The sequence below is a fragment of the Thioalkalivibrio sp. ALE31 genome (genome assembly GCF_000377405.1).
Taxonomy (GTDB): Bacteria; Pseudomonadota; Gammaproteobacteria; order Ectothiorhodospirales; family Ectothiorhodospiraceae; genus Thioalkalivibrio.
The window spans coordinates 86,038-110,399 of sequence record NZ_KB905021.1 but is presented as its reverse complement, the minus strand read 5'-3'; the positions used below and the strand labels follow the sequence as shown (position 1 = coordinate 110,399).

At 65.9% G+C, this 24,362-nt stretch carries 22 protein-coding genes and 1 tRNA gene; 1 reads left to right on the top strand and 22 read right to left on the bottom strand.

Translation table 11 applies throughout. The annotated features are described in order from the left end of the window. Position 1: 1 nt before the first annotated feature. The 19 genes from nuoL to rlmE form a co-directional block, all read right to left on the bottom strand. A complete protein-coding gene (gene nuoL, locus D103_RS0103950; RefSeq protein WP_018875892.1) occupies positions 2-2,005 on the bottom strand; it encodes an NADH-quinone oxidoreductase subunit L in 2,004 nt (667 codons plus the stop codon). Positions 2,006-2,011: 6 nt separating this feature from the next. After that, positions 2,012-2,317, bottom strand: coding sequence for an NADH-quinone oxidoreductase subunit NuoK (gene nuoK / locus D103_RS0103945; RefSeq protein ID WP_018141813.1), 306 nt, complete (start codon positions 2,315-2,317; stop codon positions 2,012-2,014). A 99-nt stretch (positions 2,318-2,416) separates the two neighbouring features. Further along, positions 2,417-3,073 carry an NADH-quinone oxidoreductase subunit J gene (locus D103_RS0103940; protein ID WP_018875891.1) on the bottom strand — a complete coding sequence of 219 codons (657 nt, stop codon included), beginning with the start codon at positions 3,071-3,073 and terminating at the stop codon, positions 2,417-2,419. Between the two features lie 15 nt (positions 3,074-3,088). Beyond that, positions 3,089-3,577, bottom strand: coding sequence for an NADH-quinone oxidoreductase subunit NuoI (gene nuoI / locus D103_RS0103935; RefSeq protein ID WP_018141815.1), 489 nt, complete (start codon positions 3,575-3,577; stop codon positions 3,089-3,091). A gap of 10 nt (positions 3,578-3,587) precedes the next feature. Further along, on the bottom strand, positions 3,588-4,652 hold the full coding sequence (gene nuoH, locus D103_RS0103930; protein WP_018867795.1) for an NADH-quinone oxidoreductase subunit NuoH: 1,065 nt from the start codon (positions 4,650-4,652) through the stop codon (positions 3,588-3,590). Positions 4,653-4,664: 12 nt separating this feature from the next. After that, complete coding sequence (nuoG, locus tag D103_RS0103925; RefSeq protein WP_018875890.1) at positions 4,665-7,064, bottom strand: NADH-quinone oxidoreductase subunit NuoG; 2,400 nt, start codon at positions 7,062-7,064, stop codon at positions 4,665-4,667. A gap of 33 nt (positions 7,065-7,097) precedes the next feature. Next, positions 7,098-8,378: an NADH-quinone oxidoreductase subunit NuoF gene (nuoF, locus tag D103_RS0103920; protein ID WP_018875889.1), complete on the bottom strand. Its 1,281-nt coding sequence runs from the start codon at positions 8,376-8,378 to the stop codon at positions 7,098-7,100. 1 nt (position 8,379) lies between these two features. After that, the gene (gene nuoE / locus D103_RS0103915) at positions 8,380-8,910 is read right to left on the bottom strand and encodes an NAD(P)H-dependent oxidoreductase subunit E (RefSeq protein ID WP_012982125.1); all 531 of its coding nucleotides are present in this window, start codon (positions 8,908-8,910) and stop codon (positions 8,380-8,382) included. Then, positions 8,910-10,163 (bottom strand): NADH-quinone oxidoreductase subunit D, encoded by a 1,254-nt coding sequence (locus D103_RS0103910; protein WP_017941350.1) that lies wholly within the window; start codon positions 10,161-10,163, stop codon positions 8,910-8,912. Before D103_RS0103910 ends, nuoE begins: the two co-directional genes overlap by 1 nt. Next, positions 10,156-10,875: an NADH-quinone oxidoreductase subunit C gene (locus tag D103_RS0103905; RefSeq protein WP_018867791.1), complete on the bottom strand. Its 720-nt coding sequence runs from the start codon at positions 10,873-10,875 to the stop codon at positions 10,156-10,158. Before D103_RS0103905 ends, D103_RS0103910 begins: the two co-directional genes overlap by 8 nt. Before the next feature lie 17 nt (positions 10,876-10,892). Continuing rightward, positions 10,893-11,369, bottom strand: a complete 477-nt coding sequence (locus tag D103_RS0103900) for an NADH-quinone oxidoreductase subunit B family protein (protein ID WP_012982122.1) — start codon at positions 11,367-11,369, stop codon at positions 10,893-10,895. Beyond that, positions 11,360-11,716, bottom strand: a complete 357-nt coding sequence (locus D103_RS0103895; protein WP_017941353.1) for an NADH-quinone oxidoreductase subunit A — start codon at positions 11,714-11,716, stop codon at positions 11,360-11,362. The genes D103_RS0103900 and D103_RS0103895 overlap by 10 nt, the downstream gene beginning before the upstream one ends. A 265-nt stretch (positions 11,717-11,981) precedes the next feature. Further along, positions 11,982-12,066 (bottom strand) — tRNA-Leu (locus tag D103_RS0103890). 22 nt (positions 12,067-12,088) lie between these two features. Next, the gene (secG, locus tag D103_RS0103885; protein ID WP_018867790.1) at positions 12,089-12,469 is read right to left on the bottom strand and encodes a preprotein translocase subunit SecG; all 381 of its coding nucleotides are present in this window, start codon (positions 12,467-12,469) and stop codon (positions 12,089-12,091) included. Then, positions 12,466-13,233, bottom strand: coding sequence for a triose-phosphate isomerase (tpiA, locus tag D103_RS0103880; RefSeq protein WP_018875888.1), 768 nt, complete (start codon positions 13,231-13,233; stop codon positions 12,466-12,468). Before tpiA ends, secG begins: the two co-directional genes overlap by 4 nt. A 179-nt stretch (positions 13,234-13,412) precedes the next feature. After that, positions 13,413-14,753 (bottom strand): phosphoglucosamine mutase, encoded by a 1,341-nt coding sequence (gene glmM, locus D103_RS0103875; RefSeq protein ID WP_018875887.1) that lies wholly within the window; start codon positions 14,751-14,753, stop codon positions 13,413-13,415. Then, positions 14,753-15,646, bottom strand: a complete 894-nt coding sequence (gene folP, locus D103_RS0103870; protein ID WP_018867787.1) for a dihydropteroate synthase — start codon at positions 15,644-15,646, stop codon at positions 14,753-14,755. The genes glmM and folP overlap by 1 nt, the downstream gene beginning before the upstream one ends. Before the next feature lie 78 nt (positions 15,647-15,724). After that, complete coding sequence (gene ftsH / locus D103_RS0103865; RefSeq protein ID WP_018875886.1) at positions 15,725-17,689, bottom strand: ATP-dependent zinc metalloprotease FtsH; 1,965 nt, start codon at positions 17,687-17,689, stop codon at positions 15,725-15,727. Between the two features lie 42 nt (positions 17,690-17,731). Beyond that, positions 17,732-18,358: a 23S rRNA (uridine(2552)-2'-O)-methyltransferase RlmE gene (rlmE, locus tag D103_RS0103860; RefSeq protein ID WP_018867785.1), complete on the bottom strand. Its 627-nt coding sequence runs from the start codon at positions 18,356-18,358 to the stop codon at positions 17,732-17,734. Positions 18,359-18,426: 68 nt separating this feature from the next. Between rlmE and yhbY the strand changes: the two genes are divergently transcribed. After that, positions 18,427-18,726 carry a ribosome assembly RNA-binding protein YhbY gene (yhbY, locus tag D103_RS0103855; RefSeq protein ID WP_018867784.1) on the top strand — a complete coding sequence of 100 codons (300 nt, stop codon included), beginning with the start codon at positions 18,427-18,429 and terminating at the stop codon, positions 18,724-18,726. 18 nt (positions 18,727-18,744) lie between these two features. Here yhbY and greA read toward each other — a convergent pair whose 3' ends face one another. From greA to carA, 3 genes are read right to left on the bottom strand one after another with little or no spacing between them, the layout of a single operon-like run. Continuing rightward, positions 18,745-19,224, bottom strand: coding sequence for a transcription elongation factor GreA (gene greA / locus D103_RS0103850; RefSeq protein WP_018867783.1), 480 nt, complete (start codon positions 19,222-19,224; stop codon positions 18,745-18,747). Further along, positions 19,221-22,454, bottom strand: coding sequence for a carbamoyl-phosphate synthase large subunit (carB, locus tag D103_RS0103845; protein ID WP_018875885.1), 3,234 nt, complete (start codon positions 22,452-22,454; stop codon positions 19,221-19,223). The genes greA and carB overlap by 4 nt, the downstream gene beginning before the upstream one ends. Before the next feature lie 48 nt (positions 22,455-22,502). Continuing rightward, positions 22,503-23,636, bottom strand: a complete 1,134-nt coding sequence (carA, locus tag D103_RS0103840; protein ID WP_018875884.1) for a glutamine-hydrolyzing carbamoyl-phosphate synthase small subunit — start codon at positions 23,634-23,636, stop codon at positions 22,503-22,505. Positions 23,637-24,362 lie beyond the last annotated feature (726 nt).

Below are 24,362 nucleotides of genomic sequence, written 5' to 3'. Positions count from 1 at the left end.
CTCAGATCACGTAGGCGAACATCAGGACCAGCAGGCCGATGATCATCACGAACGCATAGTGGTAGAGGAAGCCGGACTGCATGTGGCGAATGCGCGCGGCGATCCAGCCGACCGAGCGCGCAGTCCCGTTGACCAGCAGCCCGTCGATGATCAGCGCATCACCGTAGCGCCACAGCGCACGGCCCAGTCGCACGGTCCCGCCGGCGAAGAACCAGTCATTGAAGCGGTCGAAGCCGTACTTGTCCTCGAGGATGCGCACACCCAGCTTCAGCCGTTCGGCAATCACGCCGGGCAGTTCCGGCCGCTTCATGTACAGGTACCAGGCGGTCGCAAGCCCCGCCATCGCCAGCCAGAACGCCGGCAGCATCAGGCCGTGCAGCACGAATCCGAACACCCCGGTGTAGGTCTCGCCCTTGGTCGCCAGCACGTCCTGCTCCGGCAGCACGAACAGGCTGTTGGCGAAGAAGTCACCGAACAACATCGGCCCGATGAAGTAGCCGGCCACCACCGACGGGATCGCCAGCAGGATCAGCGGGACAGTCACCACCCAGGGCGATTCCTTCGGCTGCAGCGGGCCGTGATCGTCGTGATGATCGTCATCGTGGTCATCGCCATGATCCGGCATGTATTTGTGCGCCTGGTCGTAGCGCTCCTCGCCATGGAACACCATGAAGAACATGCGGAAGGTATACAGCGCGGTCACGAACACGCCGGCCAGCACCAGCCAGTAGGCAAACGTCGCGCCCGGGGTCTGGGAGTAGCCCACCGCCTCGATGATCGCGTCCTTGGAGAAGAACCCGGAGAAGAACGGGAACCCGATCAGTGCCAGCGAACCGATCAGTGCCGTCACGTAGGTAATCGGCATGTGCCGACGCAGACCGCCCATCGCACGCATGTCCTGGAGGTGGTGCATGGCGATGATTACCGAGCCCGCGGCCAGGAACAGCAGCGCCTTGAAGAAGGCGTGGGTCATCAGGTGGAACAGGCCGGCAGCGTACGCCGAGGCGCCCAGGGCCACCGTCATGTAACCCAGCTGCGAGAGCGTGGAGTACGCGACCACGCGTTTGATGTCGTTCTGCACCAGCCCGATCAGGCCCATGAAGAAGGCCGTGATCGCGCCGATGATCAGGATGAACGACAGCGCCGCGACCGAGAACTCGTACAGCGGCGACATGCGCGCCACCATGAAGATCCCCGCGGTGACCATGGTCGCCGCATGGATCAGCGCGGAGATCGGCGTCGGGCCTTCCATGGAATCCGGCAGCCAGACGTGCAGCGGCACCTGGGCGGATTTCCCCATCGCACCGATGAACAGGAAGATCAGTGCCAGATCCAGCAGGCCGAAGGTCCAGCCCGGCCAGATGGTGATGGTCGCATCCCGCATCGACTCGGCTTCGGCAAACACCTCGGTGTAGTTCAGGCTGCCGGCGTAGAACACCAGCGCGGCGATCCCGATCAGGAACCCGAAGTCCCCCACCCGGTTCACGATGAACGCCTTCATGTTGGCGTAGATCGCGGTCGGGCGCTTGTACCAGAAGCCGATCAGCAGGTAGGAGACCAGACCCACAGCCTCCCAGCCGAAGAACAGCTGCATGAAGTTGTTCGCCATCACCAGCATCAGCATGGAGAAGGTGAACAGCGAGATGTAGGCGAAGAAGCGCTGGTAGCCCGGATCGTCCTGCATGTAGCCGATGGTGTAGATGTGCACCATCAGCGAGACGAAGGTGACCACCAGCATCATCATCGCGGTCAGGTTGTCGACCAGGAATCCGACCTCGAACTGGATGCCGTCGGAGACCATCCAGGTGTAGACGGTCTCGTTGTAGACCCCGGCATCCCCGAACACGTGGGCCCAGAACACCACCACGGACAGGATGAACGAGATCGCCACCCCCAGGATGGTGACGCTGTGCGCGCCGGTACGCCCGATCTGGCGGCCGAAAAGTCCGGCGGCGATCGCGCCGAACAGCGGCGCCAGAACGATAAGCAGATAGATCGTATCCATGGCCCGTTATCCCTTCATTGCGTCCATGTCCTGGACGTTGATGGTTCCGCGGTTACGGAACAGCAACACCAGGATGGCGAGGCCGATGGCCGCCTCGGCCGCGGCGACGGTCAGGATGAAGAACACGAACACCTGGCCCGCGAGGTCCTGCAGGAAGAACGAGAAGGCGATGAAGTTGATGTTGACCGCGAGCATCATCAGCTCGATGCACATCAACAGCACGATCACGTTTTTCCGATTCAGGAAGATCCCGGCCACGCTGATGGAAAACAAAAGCGCGGCCAGCACCAGGTAGTGCTCTAGCGTAATCATGTTCTAGCCCTGAGTTCTTTCGGGGGCGGCGTCCGCCCCCGGTGTCCGGGTCCCGCCGCGCGCGGCCGGGATCCCCGATTGGGATTGCACTCGGTTTGCCTACTTGGATTCGTCCTTGCTGCCCGGCGCGTCGGCCCCGGACCCCTGCCCACCCCGGCGCGGGGCCTTCTTCTTCTCCGACGCCATGGTGACCATGCGCACGCGACCCTCGCGGGAGACGGCCATCTGCTTGCCCGGATCGATGGACTTGTTGTCCGGGCGCTTGCGCATGGTCAGCGAGATCGCGGCGATGATCGCGACCAGCAGGATCACCGCGGCAATCTCGAACGGATACACGTATTCGGTGTACAGGATCGCGCCCAGGGCCTCGGTATTGGCGTACTCGGGCCCGGCGCGTTCCGGGACGTCCATGGTGATGTAGCGGGTGATCACCAGCACCAGCACAGTGGCCATGGCCAGCGCGACCACGATGCCCACCGGCAGGTACTCGGTGAAGCCCTCGCGCAGCTTGGCCAGGTTGATGTCCAGCATCATCACCACGAACAGGAACAGCACCATCACCGCGCCGACGTACACCAGCACCAGCACGATACCGAGGAACTCGGCCTCCGCCAGCAACCACAGGGCGGCGGCCGCCACGAAACACAGCACCAGGAACAGCGCCGCATGTACCGGGTTGCGCACACTGATCATGGCCAGCGCGCCGCCCAGCAGGATCGCGCCGAACAGATAGAAAAGGACGAGCTCGAAGGTCATGAGGCGTTCCCTGCGTTACCGGTAGGGGGCATCGACCGCGCGCGCCTGCGCGATCTCTTTTTCGAAGCGATCACCAATGGCCAGGAGCTTGTCCTTGGTCATGATCTGCTCGCCCCGGTTCTCGAAGTGGTACTCGAAGATGTGCGTCTCGACGATGGAATCCACCGGGCAGGCCTCCTCGCAGAAGCCGCAGAAGATGCACTTGAACAGGTCGATGTCATAGCGCGTGGTGCGGCGCGTGCCGTCGGCGCGCTCCTCGGAGTCGATGGTGATCGCCAGCGCCGGGCAGACCGCCTCGCACAGCTTGCAGGCGATGCAGCGCTCTTCCCCATTGGGGTAGCGGCGCAGGGCATGCAGGCCCCGGAATCGCGGCGACATCGGAGTCTTCTCGTCCGGGTACTGCACGGTGAACTTGCGACTCAGCAGGTAGCGCCCGGTCAGGCGCAGCCCCAGCAGCAGCTCGAAGAACAGGAAACTCTTGAAGAAACGGCGCACGGCTTTCATCTCGAACTCCTCACGCGAACCACGGGCCGACGTTGAAGGCGACCAGCACGCCCTCGACGAACAACCAGACGATGGTCACCGGGATCAGGACCTTCCAGCCCAGGCGCATGATCTGGTCATAGCGATAGCGCGGGAAGGTGGCGCGGAACCACAGGAAGGCGAACAGGAAGATCGCGGTCTTGAACAGGAACCAGTGGATCCCGTGATCCAGCAACGAACCGATCACCGGCAGATCGAAGGCGGCCGCCGGCAGGATCCCCTGGAACGGCGACAGCCAGCCGCCGAGGAACAGTATCGCGGTCAGCGCCGAGATCAGGATCATGTTGGCGTATTCCGCGAGGAAGAACACCGCGAACGCCATGCCCGAGTATTCCACATGGAAACCCGCGACGATCTCGGACTCGCCTTCCGCGACGTCGAACGGGGCCCGGTTGGTTTCCGCGATCCCGGAGATGAAATAGACGAAGAACATCGGCAGCAGCGGCAGCAGGAACCAGTGGTACATGCTCCCCGACTGCGCCTCGATAATCCCGCCCACGTTCAGGGTGCCGGCGGCCATCAGCACCCCGACCAGGGCAAAGCCCATCGCGATCTCGTAGGACACCAGCTGCGCGGCCGAACGCAGCGAACCCAGCAGCGCGTATTTCGAGTTCGAGGCCCAGCCGGCGATGATGATGCCGTACACACCCAGCGAGGTCAGCGCCAGCAGGTACAGGAGTCCGGCATTCACATCCGCCAGCGCCCCGCCCTCGAAGAACGGCACCACCGCCCAGGCGGCCAGGGCCGGGGCGATCGTCAGTACCGGCGCGCTTAGGAACAGAAAGCGGTTGGCGTTGGTCGGGAGGATGACCTCCTTGGTCAGCAGCTTCAGCGCATCCGCGATCGGCTGCAGCCAGCCCCGCGGGCCGACCCGGTTCGGGCCCACCCGCACGTGGGCGTAGCCGATCACCTTGCGCTCGGCAAAGGTGGTGTAGGCCACGGCCAGCATCAGCGGGATCACGATCAGCTGAATGCCGATCAGGATCTGCATCACGGTCGGCAGGCTGTAGAAGAGGTTCATCATCCAGTCGAACATGTCTTAAGTCCCTCAGGCCCGCGCCAGCGCGACCGTGGTGTTCGGCAGGCCGAGGGCCCCCATCGCCGCGGAGCCCGCGAAGGTCACGGCCAGACCCGGCGGTACCGAATCGTCCAGCAACAGGGTCAGTTCCGTCTCGGCCTTGCCCTGACGCAGCCGCACGCGACTGCCGTGGGCATGCCCGCCGGCGGAGTCGGGGTGCACCAGCACGCTCTCCGCCAGTTGCCCCTCGGGGCTGGCCTGCAACGGCTCGGCGCGGCGAAGCAGCGGATCGCCGCTGTAGAGAGCGGCCGCCTGCACGCGCAGAAGGCCCTCGCCGCTGCCGGCCTCGGGCAGGTCCACATGCACCTTGTTCAGGTTGACGCCCGTGTCGAAGCTGGCATCGGCCAGCTGCCCCTTCAGCTCGTCCCGCACCGCAGGCGAGTCGAGATAATCGAAGCCGGCCTGCTCCAGCAGGTTGCCCAGCACACGCCACACCTTCCACCCGGGACGCGCATCATCCGGCGTGCGCGCAGCGGCACGGAAGCTCTGCCAGCGACCCTCGGCGTTCACGAAGGTCCCGGAGTGCTCGAAGCTGGTGGCGATCGGCAGCAGAACATCGGCGACCGCCTCGAGGTCCTCGTTCGCGAAACTGGTGAGCGCGACGACCAGCCCGGCCTGTTGCAGGGCCGCGCGGAAGTTGACCGGGTCGGCGCCGTCACGCCCCGGCTCGAGCCCGGCGATCACGAAGGCGTCGCGGCCCTGTTCCAGCATCGCGGCGGCATCGGCGCCGGCAGTCTCCAGCTCGCGGCCGGCCGGACCGCGATGCGGCAGTACACCCGCGAGCCACGCGCCCCCGGCATTGGCGCCCTGCGGGAGGTAGCCCAGGCTCGCCCCGGTATGCTTGGCGATCCAGCCGGCCAGGGCCCGCAACGTGGAGAAGGCCGGCCCCTGCATCGCGGCAGCCCCGAGCAGGACGTGACCCTGCTTCGCGTCCAGCAGGGCCCGCGCGGCGCGTTCGAAGGCCTCGCGCGTGGCGGGGTCGTCGGTCTCGGCCGCCTTGACGACCTTTTCCAGCTTCTTCGGCAGCGCCTTGCCGGCCGCGGCGATCTGTCCGGCGACCCCGGCCAGCGCCAGCACCTGGTCGTGCGCGTCACCGACCAGCTGGGCCTGCACCGGATAGGTCAGATCCAGCAGCATGTCGTTGATCAGGCTGACCCGGGCACCACGCGAGGCGGCCTTGCGCAGGCGGTGCGCAATCAGCGGCTGCTCGCGACGCGGGTTGCTGCCGACCAGCAGGACGCCATCGGCGTTTTCCAGATCGCCGATCGCGGCACCCAGATAGGGGAACAGCGGCGCTGCGGCCTCGTCGCGGAAATCGCGCTGGTTCACGCGGTGATCGATATCGGTCACACCCATGCCGCGCAGCACCTTCTGCGCGAGATAGTGCTCCTCCAGCGAGAGCGAAGGCGACAACAGGGCGCCGATGCGCTCCGGAACGACCTCTTTGAGGCCCTCGACCGCATAGCTCAGCGCGGTCTCCCAGGAGACCTCCTGCCACTGGCCATCGACCTTGATGCGCGGACGGGTCAGGCGATCCTCGGCGTACAGGCCCGTGTAGCTGAAACGGTCGCGGTCGGAGATCCAGGTCTCGTTGACGGCCTCGTTCTCGCGCGGGACCACGCGCATCGCGCGGCCGTCATCGGTATGCAGGAACAGGTTGGAGCCCACGGCATCGTGCGGGGCAATGGTGGCGGCCTGGGCATATTCCCAGGCACGCGCGCCATAGCGCGACGGCTTGGCGGTCAGCGCGCCCACCGGGCACAGGTCGATCACGTTGCCCGACAGCTCGTGGGCGACGGTCTTCTCGACGTAGGTGCCGATGCGCATGTGCTCGCCGCGCCCGGTCGCCCCCAGCTCGCGCACCCCGGCGATCTCCTCGCCGAAGCGCACACAGCGGGTGCAGTGGATGCAGCGGGTCATCTCGGTCTCGATCAGCGGACCGATGTCCTTGTCCTTCACCACGCGCTTGGCCTCGGTGTAGGTGGACACGCTCTCGCCGTAGCCCATGGCCACGTCCTGCAGCTCGCACTCGCCGCCCTGATCGCAGATCGGGCAATCCAGCGGGTGGTTGATCAGCAGGAACTCCATGGTCCCCTTCTGCGCGCGCAGCGCCAGCGGGGACTGGGTGTACACCTTCATCCCGTCCATCACGGGCGTCGCACAGGCCGGCAGCGGCTTGGGCGCCTTCTCCACCTCCACCAGGCACATGCGGCAGTTGGCCGCCACCGACAGCTTCTTGTGATAGCAGAAGCGCGGGATGCGGATATCGGCATCATCGGCGACGTCGATGAGCATGGCGCCCTTTGGCGCCTCCACCGTACGGCCGTCAATCTCGATGCTGACCAGATCCTGTTTCTGATCCTGACTCATGCTCGATTCCTGATGCGATGGCGCGGTAGAGCGTCAGGCGGCGTCTGCCACCGGGCTCCGGCCGTGCTGGATGTAGTATTCGAATTCGTGGCGGAAGTGCTTGACGAAGCTGCGCACTGGCATGGCCGCGGCGTCACCCAGGGCGCAGATGGTGTGCCCCTCGATCTTGCTCGCCACGTCGTCCAGGCGTTCCAGGTCCTCGGGACGGCCCTGGCCTTCCACGATGCGGGTCAGCATGCGGTAGAGCCAGCCGGTCCCCTCGCGGCAGGGCGTGCACTGGCCGCAGGACTCGGAGAAGTAGAAACGCGAGATGCGCTGCAGGGCCTTGACCATGTCGGCGGTCTCGTCCATCACGATCACCGCGCCGGAACCCAGCATGGAGCCGGCATGGGCGATGGAGTCGAAGTCCATGTTCGCCTGCAGCATCGCGTCGCCCGGGACCACCGGCACCGAGGAGCCGCCCGGGATCACCGCCTTCAGCTTGCGGCCGTTCAGCACCCCGCCGGCCATCTCGAGGAGATCCTTGAACGGCGTGCCCAGCGGGATCTCGTAGTTGCCCGGCTTGTTCACATGCCCGGAGACGGAGAACAGCTTCTCGCCACCCGACTTGGGCACGCCGAGATCCGCGAACCACTGGCCACCATTCCGAATGATGGACGGGATGGACGCCAGCGACTCGGTGTTGTTGATCGTGGTCGGCTTGCCGTACAGACCGAAGTTGGCCGGGAACGGCGGCTTGAAGCGCGGCTGGCCCTTCTTGCCCTCCAGCGACTCCAGCAGGGCCGTCTCCTCGCCACAGATGTAGGCGCCCGCGCCCAGCGACGGGTGGAGATCGAAGTCGACCCCGGACCCGAAGATATCCTTGCCCAGATAGCCGGCCTCGTAGGCCTCTTTCAGCGCCGCGGTGAAGCGCGTGTTCACCTCGTCCATGAACTCGCCGCGCATGTAGTTGTAGCCCACGGTCGCGCCGATCGCGTAGCCCGCGATGGCCATCCCCTCGATCAGGGCATGCGGGTTGTACATCAGGATCTCGCGATCCTTGCAGGTGCCCGGCTCGGATTCGTCCGAGTTGCACACGATGTACTTCTGCCCGGGGGTATTGCGCGGCATGAACGACCACTTGAGCCCGGTCGGGAACCCGGCACCGCCGCGGCCGCGCAGGTTGGAGGTCTTGACCTCCTCGATCACGTCCTCGGGGGCCATCTTGCCCTTGTAGACCTTCTCCAGCGCCTGGTAGCCGCCGACGCTCTTGTAGGTCTCGAGCGAGGCCGGATCGTCCAGGTAGCGGGTCGCAAAGCAGATCTGGTTGGCCATGCTACTTCTCCAGACCGTCGAGGATCTCGTCGACCTTCTCGGGCGTGAGATTCTCGTAGTAGACGTGATCCACCTGCATCATCGGGGCGCCACAGCAGGCCGCCAGGCACTCCTCTTCCATCTTCAGGTAGAACTTGCCGTCCGGGGTGCTCTCCCCGAGCTTGATGCCGAGACGGTTCTCCAGGTGCTCGATGATCTGCTCCGAGCCGCGCAGCATGCAGGAGATGTTGTTGCACACCATGATCGTGTGCTTGCCGACCGGCTCCAGCTCGTACATCGAATAGAACGAGCCCACCTCGTAGACCGCGATCGCCGGCAGGCCGAGGTACTCGGCGACGGCGTCCATTTTGGCGGTGGAGAGATAGCCATCCTCGTGCTGCACCGCGCGCAGGGCGCCCAGCACCGCAGAGCGCTTCTGGTCTTCGGGATAGCGCGCCAGCCAGGCGTCGATCTCTTCGCGCTCGTGGTCGCTGAGCTCCACCTTCTTGCCGGCGGGCTTGTGGAAGGCGACGGTTTTCTGTTCGGCAGCCATCAGCGGTCGATCTCCCCGAATACGATGTCCTGGGTCCCGATAATGGCGACCACATCGGCCAGCATGTGGCCGCGCGCCATCTCGTCCAGCGCGGACAGGTGCACAAAGCCCGGCGGGCGAACCTTCAGGCGATAGGGCTTGTTGGAACCATCCGAGACCAGATACACGCCGAACTCGCCCTTCGGATGCTCGACCGCGGCATAGGCCTCGCCTTCCGGCAGGCACATGCCCTCGGTGAACAGCTTGAAGTGGTGGATCAGGGCCTCCATGTCGGCCTTCATCTCCTCGCGCTTCGGCGGGGTGATCTTGTGATCCTCCAGCAGCACCGGGCCCGGGTTCTGGCGCAGCCAGTCCACGCACTGACGGATGATGCGGTTGGACTGGCGCATCTCCTCGATGCGCACCAGATAGCGGTCGTAGCAGTCGCCGTTGACGCCCACCGGGATATCGAAATCGAGGCGGTCATAGACCTCGTAGGGCTGCTTCTTGCGCAGGTCCCACTCGATGCCGGAGCCGCGCAGCATTGGACCGGTAAAGCCCAGCTGCTTGGCACGGTCGGGATCGACCACGCCGATGCCCACGGTGCGCTGCTTCCAGATCCGGTTGTCGGTCAGCAGGGTCTCGTATTCGTCCACGCAGCCGGGGAAGCGCTCGGTGAAGGCCTCGATGAAGTCCAGCAGCGAGCCCTGGCGGATTTTATTCAGGTCATCCACCACTTCCTGGGATTTCCAGGAGGACGGCTGATACTTGGGCATCGTGCCCGGCAGGTCGCGCGCGACGCCGCCCGGACGGTAATAGGTCGCGTGCATGCGCGCACCCGAGACCGCCTCGTAGCAGTCCATCAGGTCCTCGCGCTCGCGGAAGGCATACAGGAACACCGCCATCGCGCCGATATCCAGCGCATGCGCACCCAGCCACATCAGGTGATTCAGGATGCGGGTGATCTCGTCGAACATTACCCGGATGTACTGCGCCCGCAGCGGGGCCTCGATGCCCAGCAGCTTCTCCATCGCCAGCACGTAGCCGTGCTCGTTGGCCATCATCGACACGTAGTCGAGACGGTCCATATAGCCGATGGACTGGTTGTAGGGCTTGCTCTCGGCGAGCTTCTCGGTGCCGCGATGGAGCAGACCGATATGCGGGTCGGCGCGCTGCACGACCTCGCCGTCCATCTCCAGCACCAGACGCAGCACGCCGTGGGCGGACGGATGCTGCGGCCCGAAGTTCAGGGTGAAGTTGCGAATCTCAGGCATTCTCGGCTCCTTCGCCCGGCTTCTCGCCCTCGCTGTAGCGATGGTCGTCGCGGATCACCTTGGGCACCAGCACGCGGGGCTCGATGGTCACTGGCTGGTACACCACGCGCGCCTGTTCGGCGTCGTAACGCATCTCGACGTGGCCGATCAGCGGGAAGTCCTTGCGGAACGGGTGGCCGACAAAGCCGTAGTCGGTGAGGATGCGGCGCAGGTCCGGGTGCCCGGAGAACAGGATGCCGAACAGATCGAAGGCCTCGCGCTCGAACCAGTTGGCCGAGGCCCAGACCTCCACCAGCGACTCGATCTCGGGAAATTCCTCATCGTCCAGCCAGGCCCGCATGCGGACGCGGCGGTTGTGCGCCACCGACAGGAGGTGGGCCACCACGGTGAAGCGCGGCCCGTCCCAGTTGGAATCTTCCGGCGCGTCATCGAAGGTGAAGCGCCCCGAGGTCGCAGCCTCGACTCCCCGGGAGAAGCCCGTATTGGTGGCGGAATCGGTACCCCACTCGTCCTGGCCGTATTCGAGGTAATCCACCCCGCACAGGTCGATCAGGATCTCGAAACCCAGCGCATCACGAAGCTTCTCGCCCGCCTCGCGCCAGGACCCGGGCGTGATATCGACGGTGATCTCGTCGTTCGCCTCGTGCAGGCTTTCCAGGGCATCGCCCAGTTCCGCCCGCAGGGCGTCGATCCAGTTGTCTTGTTCAGCCATCGGAAACCCCGGGTGCGTCAGCGCGCGATGGTGTTCGTGCGCCGGATCTTGTTCTGCAGCTGGATGATGCCGTAGAGCAGCGCCTCGGCCGTCGGCGGGCAACCCGGCACGTAGACATCCACCGGCACGATGCGGTCGCAGCCGCGCACGACGGCGTAGGAGTAGTGGTAGTACCCGCCCCCGTTGGCACAGGAGCCCATGGAGATCACCCAGCGTGGCTCGGGCATCTGGTCGTAGACCTTGCGCAGGGCCGGGGCCATCTTGTTGACCAGGGTGCCGGCGACGATCATCACGTCCGACTGGCGCGGACTGGGCCGGAAGATAATCCCGAAGCGGTCGAGGTCATAGCGCGCCGCACCGGCGTGCATCATCTCCACCGCGCAGCACGCCAGGCCGAAGGTCATCGGCCACAGGGAGCCGGTACGGGCCCAGTTGATGAGCTTGTCCGCCGAGGTCGTGACGAAGCCCTTTTCAAGAACGCCTTCTATTCCCATTCCAGCGCCCCCTTCTTCCACTCGTAAATGAAACCGACCACCAGAATGACGAGAAACAGCGCCATCGCAAGAAGCCCGAACAGGCCAATGGTGTCTAGCGACACTGCCCACGGGAACAGGAAGGCGATCTCCAGATCGAAGATGATGAACAGGATCGCCACCAGGTAGAAGCGCACATCAAACTTGAGCCGCGAGTCCTCGAAGGCCTCGAAGCCGCACTCGTAGGGCGAGTTCTTGGCGGCGTCCGGCTTGCGCGGACCCACCGCCATACCGACGATCAGCGGTACGATCCCGATCACGATGCCCACTGCGATGAACAGCAGGATGGGTAGATAACCTTCCAGCATTTCTCTCTCCCGTACGCCGCCTCTGGCGGGCAGGTTCGCGAGGCGTCGCGTGGATCGGGCGCGCCGGCGAGCCGTTCAGCGTTGCTGGTTGAAAGCGCGGGTACGGACCGCCCTCGTGGAGACGAGACAGGACCGCACACCGGGCACGGAGTCTAGGTGATGCCCAAAAACGGTGTCAAGTATTCGTAATTTTATAAGACGCTGATTTTATTGTTATTTGGCCCGGGCACTCAGGAACAGAGAGCAACCCGGGCCATCCAGAATTTGGTGCAGATGGTGGGACTCGAACCCACACGGCTTGCGCCACTACCCCCTCAAGATAGCGTGTCTACCAATTCCACCACATCTGCCGTTTGGTACAGGTACCCGGGATCAGTCGGGCACGTCGGCCGGCCGGCCGGATTGCGGGGTATCGCCCGCGGGCTCCTGCCCCGGGACCACCTCGCGCGGAAGATCCGGCGGACCGTCACCTTCCTCTTCCATGGCCTCCATCTGGTCCAGCAGGCTCTCGGCCTCCGGGCTGGAGGCGGCCAGATAGGCCAGTGTCAGGCTGTTCAGGAAGAACACCACCGCCAGAAACGCGGTCGAACGGCTCAGAAAGTTGGCCGAACCGGCCGCCCCGAACACCGTTGCCGAAGCCCCGCTGCCGAAGGCGGCGCCGGCATCGGCCCCTTTGCCGTGCTGCATCAGGATCAGCGCGATCAGGCCGATCGAGACCGCGACCTGGACAACCAGGAGCAGGCCGTAAATCATGCTGCGACTCGCTCGCCCGCGGCACGGACGATGGCGGTGAACCCGTCGGCATCCAGCGAGGCGCCGCCGATGAGACCGCCGTCGATATCCTCCAGCGCCAGCAGCCCGGATGCATTGTCGGCCTTCATGCTGCCGCCGTAGAGAATGCGCAGCTCCGCGGCGATGCGCGGGTCGCGGCCGGCGACGCGATTACGGATGAAGGCATGCACCTCCTGGGCCTGTTCCGGCGTGGCGGTCAGCCCGGTGCCGATCGCCCAGACCGGCTCGTAGGCCACCACGGCACTGGCGAAGGCCTCGACCCCGGCCGCGTCCAGCACCGCATCCAGCTGCTCGGCCACGACGCTCTCGGTACGGCCACCCTCGCGGTCGTCCTTCTGCTCGCCGACACACAGGATCGGAATCAGGCCGGCCGCCTGGGCCGCAACGAATTTCGCGGCCACCCAGGCACTGTCCTCGTTCTGCCGCTCACGGCGCTCGGAGTGCCCGACGATCACGTAACGGCAGCCGACCTCGGCCAGCATGGCGCCGGCCAGTTCGCCGGTGTAGGCGCCCTTCTCCTGGTCCGAGCAATCCTGGGCACCCACCGCAATGGGGCCGCCCGAGAGGTCGTCGGCGATTTCGGCGAGGTAGACCGCGGGCGGACACACCGCCACGTCCACGCCCCGGATATCGCCCAGGCTGCCCTTCAGGGCGCTCAGGAGCGCGCGGTTCGCGTCCCGCGAACCGTTCATCTTCCAGTTTCCGGCGACCAGCGGCGTGCGCATGCGGATCTTCCTCCTGCGGTCGGACGCACCCCATGGATAGACGGGGTCCGATCATGATGATTAGAGCGGCGGGATGTTACCGGCGCACCGGGAGCAAATCAACCAAGCCGGCACGCGCCACGCCGGCGGCGCCCGGCGCGGGGTGACGCAGGGAGAGCCGCCCGCGGGCGCCGAGGGCGTCAGATCGCCGCGCGGATACTGTCGGCGATGCGCTCAGCGGCCGAGCGGGTCTCGTTCGCGTCCTCGCCCTCGACCATCACCCGCACCAGCGGTTCGGTACCCGAGGGACGCAGCAGCACTCGGCCGCGCTGGCCCAGCTGCCCCTCGACCGCGGCAACCTCCGCGCGTACCGGCTCGGCCTCCAGGCAGCCCGAAGCGGCACCGCTGACGGGCACATTGATCAGGCACTGCGGGAGCTTGGGGATCGCCGCGGCCAGCGCCGACAGCGGCTGGCCGGCGCGATGCATCAGGTGGGCGACCTGCAGCGCCGCGACCGTGCCATCACCGGTCGTGGTGTGCTCGAGGCAGACGATGTGGCCCGACCCCTCGCCACCCAGGGTCCAGTCGCGACGCCGGAGCTCCTCCAGCACGTAGCGATCCCCGACCTTCGCGCGCACGAACGGGATGCCGGCGCCATTCAGGGCCTGCTCCAGGCCGAGGTTGGTCATCAGCGTCCCGACCACCCCACCATCGAAGCCCCCGCTCTGCTGCCGCGCCAGCGCCAGGATGCCGAGGATCTGATCGCCGTCCACGACCGTGCCATCGGCATCGGCCAGGATCACGCGGTCACCATCGCCGTCCAGGGCAATCCCGAGGTCCGCCCCGCTGGCGCGCACCTGCGCCGCCACCTTCTCGGGGTACAGGGCGCCCACGCCCTCGTTGATGTTGTAGCCGTCAGGACTCGCGCCAAGGATCTCGACACGGGCGCCCAGCTCCTCGAATACATGCGGGGAGACGTTGTAGGTGGCCCCATGGGCGCAGTCGATCACCACCTTCATGCCGCGCAACTCGGAGCGCGCCGGGATGGCGCTCTTGCAGAACTCCACATAGCGCCCGGCCGCATCGCTGATGCGCACGGCCTTGCCCAGTCGCGCCGCGTCGATCGGCTGCGCCGGCTGATCCAGGCGCGCCTCGATCGCGGCCTCGGTCGCATCCGGCAGCTTGTCGCCCTCGGGCGTGAAGAACTTGAACCCGTTGTCGTGGAACGGGTTGTGCGAGGCACTGATCACGATGCCCGCGGTCGCACGGAAGGTATGGGTCAGGTAGGCGATCGCGGGCGTGGGCATCGGCCCCAGCAGCGCGACATCCAGCCCGGCGGCCGACAGCCCGGCCTCCAGCGCCGACTCGAACATGTAGCCGGACACCCGCGTGTCCTTGCCCACCAGCACCGGGCCCTGGCGCTGGCCGTTCTCGCCCAGCACCTCGCCCACGGCATACCCCAACCGCAGCGCAAACTCCGGCGTCATGGGCCACTCGCCGGTGCGCCCGCGAATCCCGTCCGTCCCGAAATACTTGCCCATCAGTTCCCTCGATTGTCCTGCTCTTCGCCGCCATCCGGCCGCAACTCCGAGTATAGCGCCAGCGCGTCGCGGGTCGCCGAGACGTTGTGCACACGCAGGACACGCGCCCCGGCCTGCGCCGCCAGCATCGCCGCCACGGCACTCCCCGGGTCCCGCTCGGCGACCGGGCGATCCCCCAGCAACTGGCCGATCATCGATTTGCGCGAAACGCCGACCAGCAACGGCAGGCCGGCCCCGGCCAGATGCGGCAGGCCACGAAACAGGGCGACGTTGTGCGCCAGGGTCTTGCCAAAGCCAAACCCCGGGTCTAGCAGGATCTGGCCTCGCGGCACGCCGGCGGCCCGCAATTCGCGCACCCGCTGGTCCAGAAAGGCCGCGATCTCGGTCACCACGTCGTCATAATGCGGCGCACGCTGCATCGACTGCGGCTCGCCCTGCATATGCATCGCGCAAAGCGCCACGCCATCCTCGCGCGCCGCCTCGACCGCCGCCTCCAGGGCCCCCTCGGCTCGGAAGCCGTTGACGTCGTTGAGCAACCCGGCGCCGGCCGCGACCGCCTCGCGCATCAACGCCGGCTTCATCGTATCCACGGACAGCGGCACACCGATTTCCGCGTGCAGCGCCTCGATCACCGGCAGCACCCGGCGGCGCTCCTCCTCCAGTGGTACCGGCTCCGCGCCGGGACGCGTGGACTCACCCCCCACATCGAGGAGATCCGCCCCCTCCGCGACCATGGCGCGGGCGCGCGCCAGGGCCTCTTCGACCCGGGCATATTGCCCGCCATCGGAGAACGAGTCCGGGGTCACATTGAGGATACCCATGATGCGTGGCCGCCCCAGGTCCAGGCGGCGCGCTCCGCATTGCAGCACGGGTGCATCGGTCGGCACGATCATTCTCCTTTGCTACCAACGAAAAAGGCCGCCAGGAAAGGGCCTGGCGGCCTGGGTTCGACGCGTCGGCGGGGGCCCCGCTCAGGACTGCGGCGCGGGGCCGCCTACAACACCCTTGTTGTCGTCGTCATCGCGACCTTCGGAGCCGTCACCCGAGCCACTGGCGTCGGACTCCTCGCCGGCCTGCGCGGTACCGCCGGGGCCGCCGCCGCTGTCCCAGTCGGCGGGTTCGCGGGGTTCGCGCCCGGCCATGATGTCCTCGATCTGCTTGTCGTCGATGGTCTCGTACTTCACTAGTGCCTGGGCCATCGCATGCAGCTTGTCGATGTTATCCACCAGGATCTGCTTCGCGTGCTGGTAATTCGTGTCGATGATCTGGCGCACCTCGGCGTCGATCTCGCGCGCGGTCTCGTCGGACATCGGCTTGGACTTGCCCATCTGCCCGCCCAGGAAGGGATGCCCCTCTTCCTCGCCGTAGTCCAGCGGGCCCAGCTTGTCCGACAGGCCCCACTTGGTGACCATATTGCGCGCGATCTGGGTGGCACGCTCGATGTCGTTGGAGGCCCCGGTGGTCACCTTGTCGTTGCCGAAGATGATCTCTTCCGCCAGCCGCCCGCCGAACAGGCTCGCCAGCTGGCTTTCCAGACGCGTCTTCGAGTGGCTGTAGCGGTCTTCCTCCGGCAGGAACATGGTCACCCCGAGGGCGCGCCCGCGCGGGATGATGCTGACCTTGTACACCGGGTCATGCTCCGGCACCGTCAGGCCGACGATCGCATGCCCGGCCTCGTGATAGGCGGTCAGCTTCTTCTCGTCCTCGGACATCACCATGGACTTGCGCTCGGCACCCATCATGATCTTGTCCTTGGCGCGCTCGAAGTCGGACATATCCACCAGGCGCTTGTTGGCCCGGGCCGCGAACAACGCCGCCTCGTTGACCAGGTTGGCCAGATCCGCCCCGGAGAAGCCCGGCGTACCGCGGGCAATCAGGTCCGGGCGCACATCCTCCGCGATCGGGGTCTTCTTCATGTGGACCTTGAGGATCTGCTCGCGGCCGCGCACGTCCGGCGGCGGCACCACCACCTGGCGGTCGAAGCGGCCCGGGCGCAGCAGCGCCGGGTCCAGCACGTCCGGGCGGTTGGTCGCGGCGATCACGATGACCCCCTCGGTGCCCTCGAAGCCGTCCATCTCGACCAGCAGCTGGTTCAGCGTCTGCTCGCGCTCGTCGTGACCACCGCCCATGCCGGCGCCGCGCTGGCGACCGACCGCATCGATCTCGTCGATGAAGATAATGCAGGGAGCGTGCTTCTTGGCCTCGGAGAACATGTCTCGCACGCGCGAGGCGCCCACGCCGACGAACATCTCGACGAAGTCGGAACCGGAGATGCTGAAGAACGGCACCTTGGCCTCGCCGGCGATGGCCTTGGCCAGCAGCGTCTTGCCGGTACCCGGAGAGCCCACCATCAGCACCCCGCGCGGGATCTGGCCGCCGAGTTTCTGGAACTTGGACGGGTCGCGCAGGAAGTCCACCAGTTCGGTGACCTCTTCCTTGGCCTCGTCGCAGCCGGCCACGTCACCGAAGCCGACCTTGACCTGGTCCTCCGACATCAGCTTGGCCTTGGACTTGCCGAAGGACATCGCGCCCTTGCCGCCGGCGCCACCGCCCTGCATCTGGCGCATGAAGTAGATCCACACGGCGATCAGCAGCAGGATCGGGAACCAGCTGATCAGGATGCTCATCAGCAGGGAACGCTCGGCCTCCTCGTGGGCATTGACCTCCACATTGTTCTGCAGCAGGTCGCCAATCAGGCCCGGGTCGTTCGGATTCACCGTGGTGAATCGCTGGCCTTCCAGGGTGGTGCCCTCGATCTTCTCGCCCTTGATGGTCACGTTATCCACGCGACCGCCCTGCACATCGCGGATGAACTCGGAGTAGGTAATGCTCCGCACATCCTGCGTCTGCTGCTGTGGGCCGAAGTTGTTGAAGACAGACATCAGGACGACGGCAATCACCGCCCAGATGATCAGGTTCTTGGCCAGACCGTTCAAAACGACACCTCGAAAAACATCAATCGTCAGTTGCAGGCAGCTTTACACATCCCGGGGCTCGCGTGCCAATACATACACTTCCCGTGACCGAGGCCGCGAGGCCTTCGGTTTGCGCACCTTGACCGAGCGAAACCGGCGGCGCACCTCGGCCAGGTAGGCATCGGAACCTTCGCCCTGAAACAGCTTGACCAGAAAAGCCCCCCGGGGGTTCAGAATCTGGGTGGCCAACTCCAGCGCCAGTTCACACAGATGGATGGAACGCGGCTGATCCACGGCATCCGTACCGGTCAGGTTGGGGGCCATATCGGAAAGCACAAGGTCGGCCGGCTCGTCCCCGAGCGCGCTCAGGATCGCATCCAGCACGGCGTCCTCGCGGAAGTCGCCGGTCACGATCTCCGCGCCCGGCACGGGATCCATGGGCAGGATATCGGTCGCGACCAGGACCCCTTTGCGCCCGATTTTCTGCGCGGCGTACTGGGTCCAGCCGCCCGGCGCCGCACCCAGGTCCACCACGCGCATCCCGGGCTTCAGCAGCCGGTCGCGCTCGTCGAGCTCCTGCAGCTTGTAGACCGCGCGCCCGCGGTAGCCCTCCTGCTGGGCCCGCTGGACGTAGGGGTCATCGAAATGTTCCTTCAGCCAGCGCTGGCTGGAGCGGCTACGCTTGGGCATGCCCGATCCTTGCGCCGGCACTCGGCGTGCTACAATTTTGGCTTTCCAACACCGAAAAACGGCCTCCCGTGAATCTGACCGACGCGCAACGCCGCCACCTGCGCAGCCTCGCCCATCCCCGCAAACCCGTCGTGACCATTGGCCGCAACGGGCTGACCGACGCGGTGCTGGCGGAACTGGAACTGGCGCTCACCCACCACGAACTGGTCAAGATCAAGGTGAATATCGGGGATCGCGAGGCCCGCAACGGGGCCGTCGAGGAACTGTGCGAGCGCACCGGCGCCGAGCGGATTCAGCGCATCGGTCATGTCGCCACCCTGTTCCGGCGCAACCCGGAGGACCCGAAGGTCTCGCTGGACCCGGCCTGACAGCCGGATACGGCGGCGTCAGTTGACGTAGCGGACCTCCAGGATCTCGTACTCCGTCTCCCCGCCCGGGGCCTGCACGGTGACCACATCGCCCTCTTCCTTACCGATCAGCGCCCGCGCGATCGGGGAAGACACCGAAATCATGTTGTTCTTGATGTCGGCCTCGTCCTCGCCCACGATCTTGTAGGTCACCTGGCGCCCGTCCTCGGTCGCCTCCAGCACCACCGTGGTGCCGAACACGACCTTGCCGGTCTGCGGCAGGGCCGTGACGTCGATGATTTGGGCATTGGAGAGCTTCGCCTCCAGCTCGCGGATGCGGCCCTCGATGAAGCTCTGCTGCTCGCGCGCGGCGTGATACTCGGCGTTCTCCTTGAGGTCACCATGCTCGCGCGCCTCGGAGATCGCGTTGACCACGCGCGGGCGGTCCTCGCCCTTCAGCTTCTTCAGCTCTTCCTTCATCTTTTCCGCGCCAGTCACGGTCAAGGGCGTCTTGTTCATGCGCTTTTCCCTCCGAGATTTTCCTGGTGGAGGTCCTGCAGCCGGAAGACGTCGTTCGCCCCCAGATGATCCAGGGCCTGCACGGTGGCCTTGGCCCCGGCAATGGTGGTGGTATAGCCCACCTTGTGCATCAGCGCCTCGCGGCGGATGGTGTAGGAGTCGGAGGTCGACTGCTTGCCCTCCACGGTGTTGATGATGAAGCTGATCTCGTCGTTCTTGATCATGTCCACGATATGCGGACGACCCTCGGTGACCTTGTTCACGCGGGTCACCGCGATCCCGGCCTCCTCCAGCACGTTCGCCGTGCCCCGGGTGGCCAGAACCTCGAAACCCAGCTCGACCAGGCGGCGCGCGACTTCACCCACCAGCGGCTTGTCGATCTCGCGCACGGACACGAAGGCCTTGCCGGTGGACGGCAGCAGCACGCCCGCCCCCAGCTGGCTCTTGGCGAAGGCCTCGGCGAAGCTGCGACCGACCCCCATCACCTCGCCGGTGGACTTCATCTCCGGCCCCAGGATCGGGTCCACGCCCTGGAACTTGGCGAACGGGAACACCGATTCCTTTACCGAGTAGTAATCGGGGTAGACCGCATCGCCCACGCCCTGCTCGGGCAGGGTCTGCCCGGCCATGCAGCGGGCGGCAATCTTGGCCAGCGGCCGGCCGACGCTCTTGGAGACATACGGCACGGTGCGCGAGGCGCGCGGATTGACCTCCAGCACGTAGATATCGTCGCCCTTGATCGCGAACTGGGTGTTCATCAGGCCGACGACCTTGAGCCCCAGCGCCATCTTGCGCACCTGCTCGACCATCTCGTCCTGTAGCGCCATCGACAGCGAGAACGGCGGCAGCGAACAGGCGGAGTCGCCCGAGTGCACGCCGGCCTGCTCAATGTGTTCCATGATCCCGCCGATGATCACGTTCTCGCCATCCGAGATGGCATCGACATCGACCTCGATCGCGTCATCCAGGAAACGATCCAGCAGCACCGGGGCATCGTTGGAGACGGACACCGCGTTCTGCATGTAGCTGCGCAGGTCCTCGCGGTCGCGCACGATCTCCATCGCGCGGCCACCGAGCACGTAGGACGGACGCACCACCAGTGGATAGCCGATCTCGTCGGCCAGCTTCTCCGCCTCTTCCTCGCTGCGCGCGGTGCGGTTCGGCGGCTGCTTGAGTCCCAGCTTGTTCAGCAGGGCCTGGAAGCGTTCGCGGTCCTCGGCCAGGTCGATCGAGTCCGGGCTGGTGCCGATAATCGGCACCCCGGCCGCCTCGAGATCCCGCGCCAGCTTCAGCGGGGTCTGCCCGCCGTACTGCACGATCACGCCGGCCGGGTTCTCGGTCGCCACGACCTCCAGCACGTCCTCCAGGGTCAGCGGCTCGAAGTACAGCCGATCCGAGGTGTCATAGTCGGTGGAGACGGTCTCCGGGTTGCAGTTGACCATGATGGTCTCGTAGCCATCCTCGCGCATCGCCAGCGCCGCGTGCACACAGCAGTAGTCGAACTCGATGCCCTGGCCAATACGGTTCGGCCCGCCGCCCAGGACCATGATCTTCTGTTTGTCGGTCGGTTCCGCCTCGTTCTCCTCTTCGTACGATGAGTACATATAGGCGGTGGTGGTCGCGAACTCGGCCGCGCAGGTATCCACCCGCTTGTACACCGGGCGCACGCCCAGGCCGTGGCGGTGCTTGCGCACGGCCTTTTCCGTCTCGTTGAGGATCGTCGCCAGGCGCAGGTCGGAGAAGCCGCGCTGCTTCAGGCGGTACATCTCCTCGGCCTTGATGTCGCCCAGGATGCGGTCGCGCAGGCCCTTCTCGACGTCCACCAGTTCCTGGATCTGGGCCAGGAACCAGGGGTCGATCGCGGTCAGGTCGAAGATGTCCTGGATCGAGAAGCCGGCGCGGAAGGCGTCGGCCACGTACAGCACCTGCTCCGGGCTGGGGTTGGCGAGCCGGGTGCGCAGCTGATCGACCACGTCGTCGGCATCCAGGTCAATGCGCTCGTCGAGACCGTCCATGCCGGTCTCCATCGAACGCAGCGCCTTCTGGAACGACTCCTGGAAGGTGCGGCCGATGGCCATCGCCTCGCCCACCGCCTTCATCTGCGTGGTCAGCCGCGCCTCGGCCTGCGGGAATTTCTCGAAGGTGAAGCGCGGGATCTTGGTGACCACGTAGTCGATGGACGGCTCGAACGAGGCCGGGGTCAGCCCGCCGGTGATCTCGTTTTTCAGCTCGTCGAGGGTGTAGCCCACCGCCAGCTTGGCCGCGACCTTGGCGATCGGGAAGCCGGTCGCCTTGGAGGCCAGCGCGGAGGAACGCGACACCCGCGGGTTCATCTCGATCACGATCATGCGCCCGTTCTCGGGGTTGATCGCGAACTGCACGTTGGAGCCACCGGTTTCCACGCCGATCTTGCGCAGCACCGCCAGCGAGGCGTCGCGCATGATCTGGTATTCCTTGTCGGTCAGGGTCTGCGCCGGGGCCACAGTGATCGAGTCCCCGGTGTGGATGCCCATCGGGTCCAGGTTCTCGATGGAGCAGATGATGATGCAGTTGTCCGCCTTGTCGCGGACCACCTCCATCTCGAACTCCTTCCAGCCCAGCGCCGATTCCTCCAGCAGCACCTGGTTGACCGGCGAGAGGTCGATCCCGTTCTTGACGATGTACTCGAACTCCTCGCGGTTGTACGCGATCCCACCACCCGAACCGCCGAGGGTGAACGACGGCCGGATAATCACCGGAAAGCCGATCTTCGGCTGGATCTCCTGCGCCTCCTCCCAGGAGTGCGCGAGCATCGCGGTCGGGGTATCCAGACCGATGTCGGCCATCGCCGCCTTGAAGTGGTCGCGGTCCTCGGCCATGTCGATCGCCGCCTCGTTGGCGCCGATCATCTCCACCCCGAACTTCTCGAGCACGCCTTCCTTCGACAGGTCCAGCGCGCAGTTCAGCGCGGTCTGACCGCCCATGGTCGGCAGCACCGCATCCGGGCGCTCCTTCTCGATGATCTTGGCGACCGTCTCCCACTCCACCGGCTCGATGTAGGTGGCATCCGCCATCTCCGGATCGGTCATGATGGTCGCCGGGTTGGAGTTCACCAGGATCACCCGGTAACCCTCCTCGCGCAGGGCCTTGCAGGCCTGGGCGCCGGAGTAGTCGAACTCGCAGGCCTGACCGATCACGATCGGGCCGGCCCCGAGGATCAGGATGCTCTGGATGTCGGTACGCTTGGGCATGTGACGGCTCTCGCAGGCTGTCGAAATCGGAAATCGGGAGGAGAAGCTTTAGCGGCGCGCGGCGCGCATCATCTCGACGAAGTCGTCGAACGCCGGGGACACATCGTGCGGGCCCGGGCTGGCCTCGGGGTGTCCCTGCAGGCTGAACGCCGGGCAGTCGGTGCGGGCAATACCCTGCAGCGTGCCGTCGAACAGCGACCGGTAAGTCGGCGTCAGCGTATCGGGCAGGTTGTCCTCGTCGATCGCAAAGCCGTGGTTCTGCGACGAGATCATCACCCGCCCGCTTTCCTCGTGGCGGATCGGGTGGTTCGCCCCGTGGTGGCCGAACTTCATCTTCACGCTCTTGCCGCCGCTGGCGATCCCCAGCAGCTGATGCCCGAGGCAGATGCCGAACAGCGGCAGCTTGCGCTCGCAGATGTCGCGGATCGCATCGATCGCGTAGGTGCAGGGCTCGGGATCGCCCGGGCCGTTGGACAGGAACACCCCGTCCGGCTTCAGCTCCATCACCTCGTCCACCGGGGTCTCGGCCGGCACCACGGTCACGCGGCAGCCCCGGTCCGCCAGCTTGCGCAGGATGTTCTGCTTCATGCCGAAGTCGTAGGCCACCACATGAAATTCAGCCTGCTCCGGGTCCACCCGGGCCGGCTCTTCGCCGAGCTGCCAGGTGCCCTCCAGCCATTCGTAGCGGCTGCGCGTGGTGACCTCGCGCGCCAGGTCCATGCCCTTGATGCCGGGAAACTCGCGCGCGGCGGCCAGGGCCGCTTGCTCGTCCACATCGCCGGCCTGGATGCAGCCGTTCAGCGCGCCCTTCTCGCGCAGGATGCGGGTCAGCTTGCGGGTATCGATCCCGCTGATCGCCACGATGCCGTGACGCAGCAGGTAATCCGGCAGCGACTCGCGCGAACGCCAGTTCGACACCAGCGGCGGCAGGTCGCGGATGATCAGCCCGGCGGCATAGGCGCGGGTGGACTCGTCATCCTCCGGGTTGGTACCGGTGTTGCCGATATGCGGATAGGTCAGCGTGACCATCTGCCGGTGGTAGGAGGGATCCGTCAGGATCTCCTGATAACCGGTCATCGCGGTGTTGAACACCACCTCGCCGACCGTCTGGCCCTGGGCGCCAATCGCCTGACCATGAAACACAGTGCCATCTTCCAGGACGAGCAGAGCGGGCGCGGACACAGGGGACCTCCGGATGGTCTGGGTCGGGGCCGCCAGGCGGTTCGCCGGCGGCGGTACTGCGATCGATTCGGGTCTTTGACCCGGCCTCGCCCGCACCGTTTCAACAGGGACGGGACCCTGTTCTGGACAACGGTTCGGTGCTCGCGGGACGGGTACGGATACGCCTTCAAGTGTACGCGAGCGCCGCGCGCGGCGTCCAACGAGATGCCCGCTTGCGACGTCATCCGCCTCTCCGCTCCAGCCCGGCGATCGTTCATTCTATGCCGTTGGTGGCTGGCCCCCGTTCGTCGCCTGGTGTTTCACCTGCCTTCGGTCCGCCGCCTGCCTGGTTGTGGCTGGTCCTGGTTCATCGTTCGGTTTTTACGGTGCCTCCGGTCCACATACTGCCTGGCGCTGACTCGCCAGCGCGCCGCGAGGTACTTCTTTGCTCGTGCAAAGAAGTACCCAAGAAACACGCCCGACTGCCGCGACCCCGGCCCGCTACGCGGGCCGGGGTTCCCCTCACTCCGAGGGTTTTCGCGGGCGGCGCTGAACTCGCTACGCCTTCGGCTTCGCTCAGACATCCAGCGCCTCTGATCCCGCGAAAACCCTCTCCACTCGGCGCGACGACAACGGGGGTTCAAGGTCAAGACAACAGCGATCCACAGGTTCGTGGTAATAGATGAAGGCTGGGTCTTCCGGCATCTGGGCACGCTCGGCCTTTGGCCGTTGCGTGCCGCGCCCGCG

Bases quoted from the DNA above. Each gene is read 5' to 3' on its own strand.
- glmM (WP_018875887.1), bottom strand. From the start codon at position 14,753: ATGGGCAAGTATTTCGGGACGGACGGGATTCGCGGGCGCACCGGCGAG.
- carB (WP_018875885.1), bottom strand. From the start codon at position 22,454: ATGCCCAAGCGTACCGACATCCAGAGCATCCTGATCCTCGGGGCCGGC.
- rlmE (WP_018867785.1), bottom strand. From the start codon at position 18,358: ATGCCCAAGCGTAGCCGCTCCAGCCAGCGCTGGCTGAAGGAACATTTC.
- nuoE (WP_012982125.1), bottom strand. From the start codon at position 8,910: ATGGCTGCCGAACAGAAAACCGTCGCCTTCCACAAGCCCGCCGGCAAG.
- greA (WP_018867783.1), bottom strand. From the start codon at position 19,224: ATGAACAAGACGCCCTTGACCGTGACTGGCGCGGAAAAGATGAAGGAA.
- nuoL (WP_018875892.1), bottom strand. From the start codon at position 2,005: ATGGATACGATCTATCTGCTTATCGTTCTGGCGCCGCTGTTCGGCGCG.
- D103_RS0103900 (WP_012982122.1), bottom strand. From the start codon at position 11,369: ATGGGAATAGAAGGCGTTCTTGAAAAGGGCTTCGTCACGACCTCGGCG.
- D103_RS0103895 (WP_017941353.1), bottom strand. From the start codon at position 11,716: ATGCTGGAAGGTTATCTACCCATCCTGCTGTTCATCGCAGTGGGCATC.
- D103_RS0103905 (WP_018867791.1), bottom strand. From the start codon at position 10,875: ATGGCTGAACAAGACAACTGGATCGACGCCCTGCGGGCGGAACTGGGC.
- secG (WP_018867790.1), bottom strand. From the start codon at position 12,469: ATGATTTACGGCCTGCTCCTGGTTGTCCAGGTCGCGGTCTCGATCGGC.
- D103_RS0103910 (WP_017941350.1), bottom strand. From the start codon at position 10,163: ATGCCTGAGATTCGCAACTTCACCCTGAACTTCGGGCCGCAGCATCCG.
- tpiA (WP_018875888.1), bottom strand. From the start codon at position 13,233: ATGCGCACGCCGCTGGTCGCCGGAAACTGGAAGATGAACGGTTCGCGG.
- nuoF (WP_018875889.1), bottom strand. From the start codon at position 8,378: ATGGCCAACCAGATCTGCTTTGCGACCCGCTACCTGGACGATCCGGCC.
- nuoG (WP_018875890.1), bottom strand. From the start codon at position 7,064: ATGAGTCAGGATCAGAAACAGGATCTGGTCAGCATCGAGATTGACGGC.
- folP (WP_018867787.1), bottom strand. From the start codon at position 15,646: ATGATCGTGCCGACCGATGCACCCGTGCTGCAATGCGGAGCGCGCCGC.
- nuoK (WP_018141813.1), bottom strand. From the start codon at position 2,317: ATGATTACGCTAGAGCACTACCTGGTGCTGGCCGCGCTTTTGTTTTCC.
- nuoH (WP_018867795.1), bottom strand. From the start codon at position 4,652: ATGTTCGACTGGATGATGAACCTCTTCTACAGCCTGCCGACCGTGATG.
- D103_RS0103940 (WP_018875891.1), bottom strand. From the start codon at position 3,073: ATGACCTTCGAGCTCGTCCTTTTCTATCTGTTCGGCGCGATCCTGCTG.
- nuoI (WP_018141815.1), bottom strand. From the start codon at position 3,577: ATGAAAGCCGTGCGCCGTTTCTTCAAGAGTTTCCTGTTCTTCGAGCTG.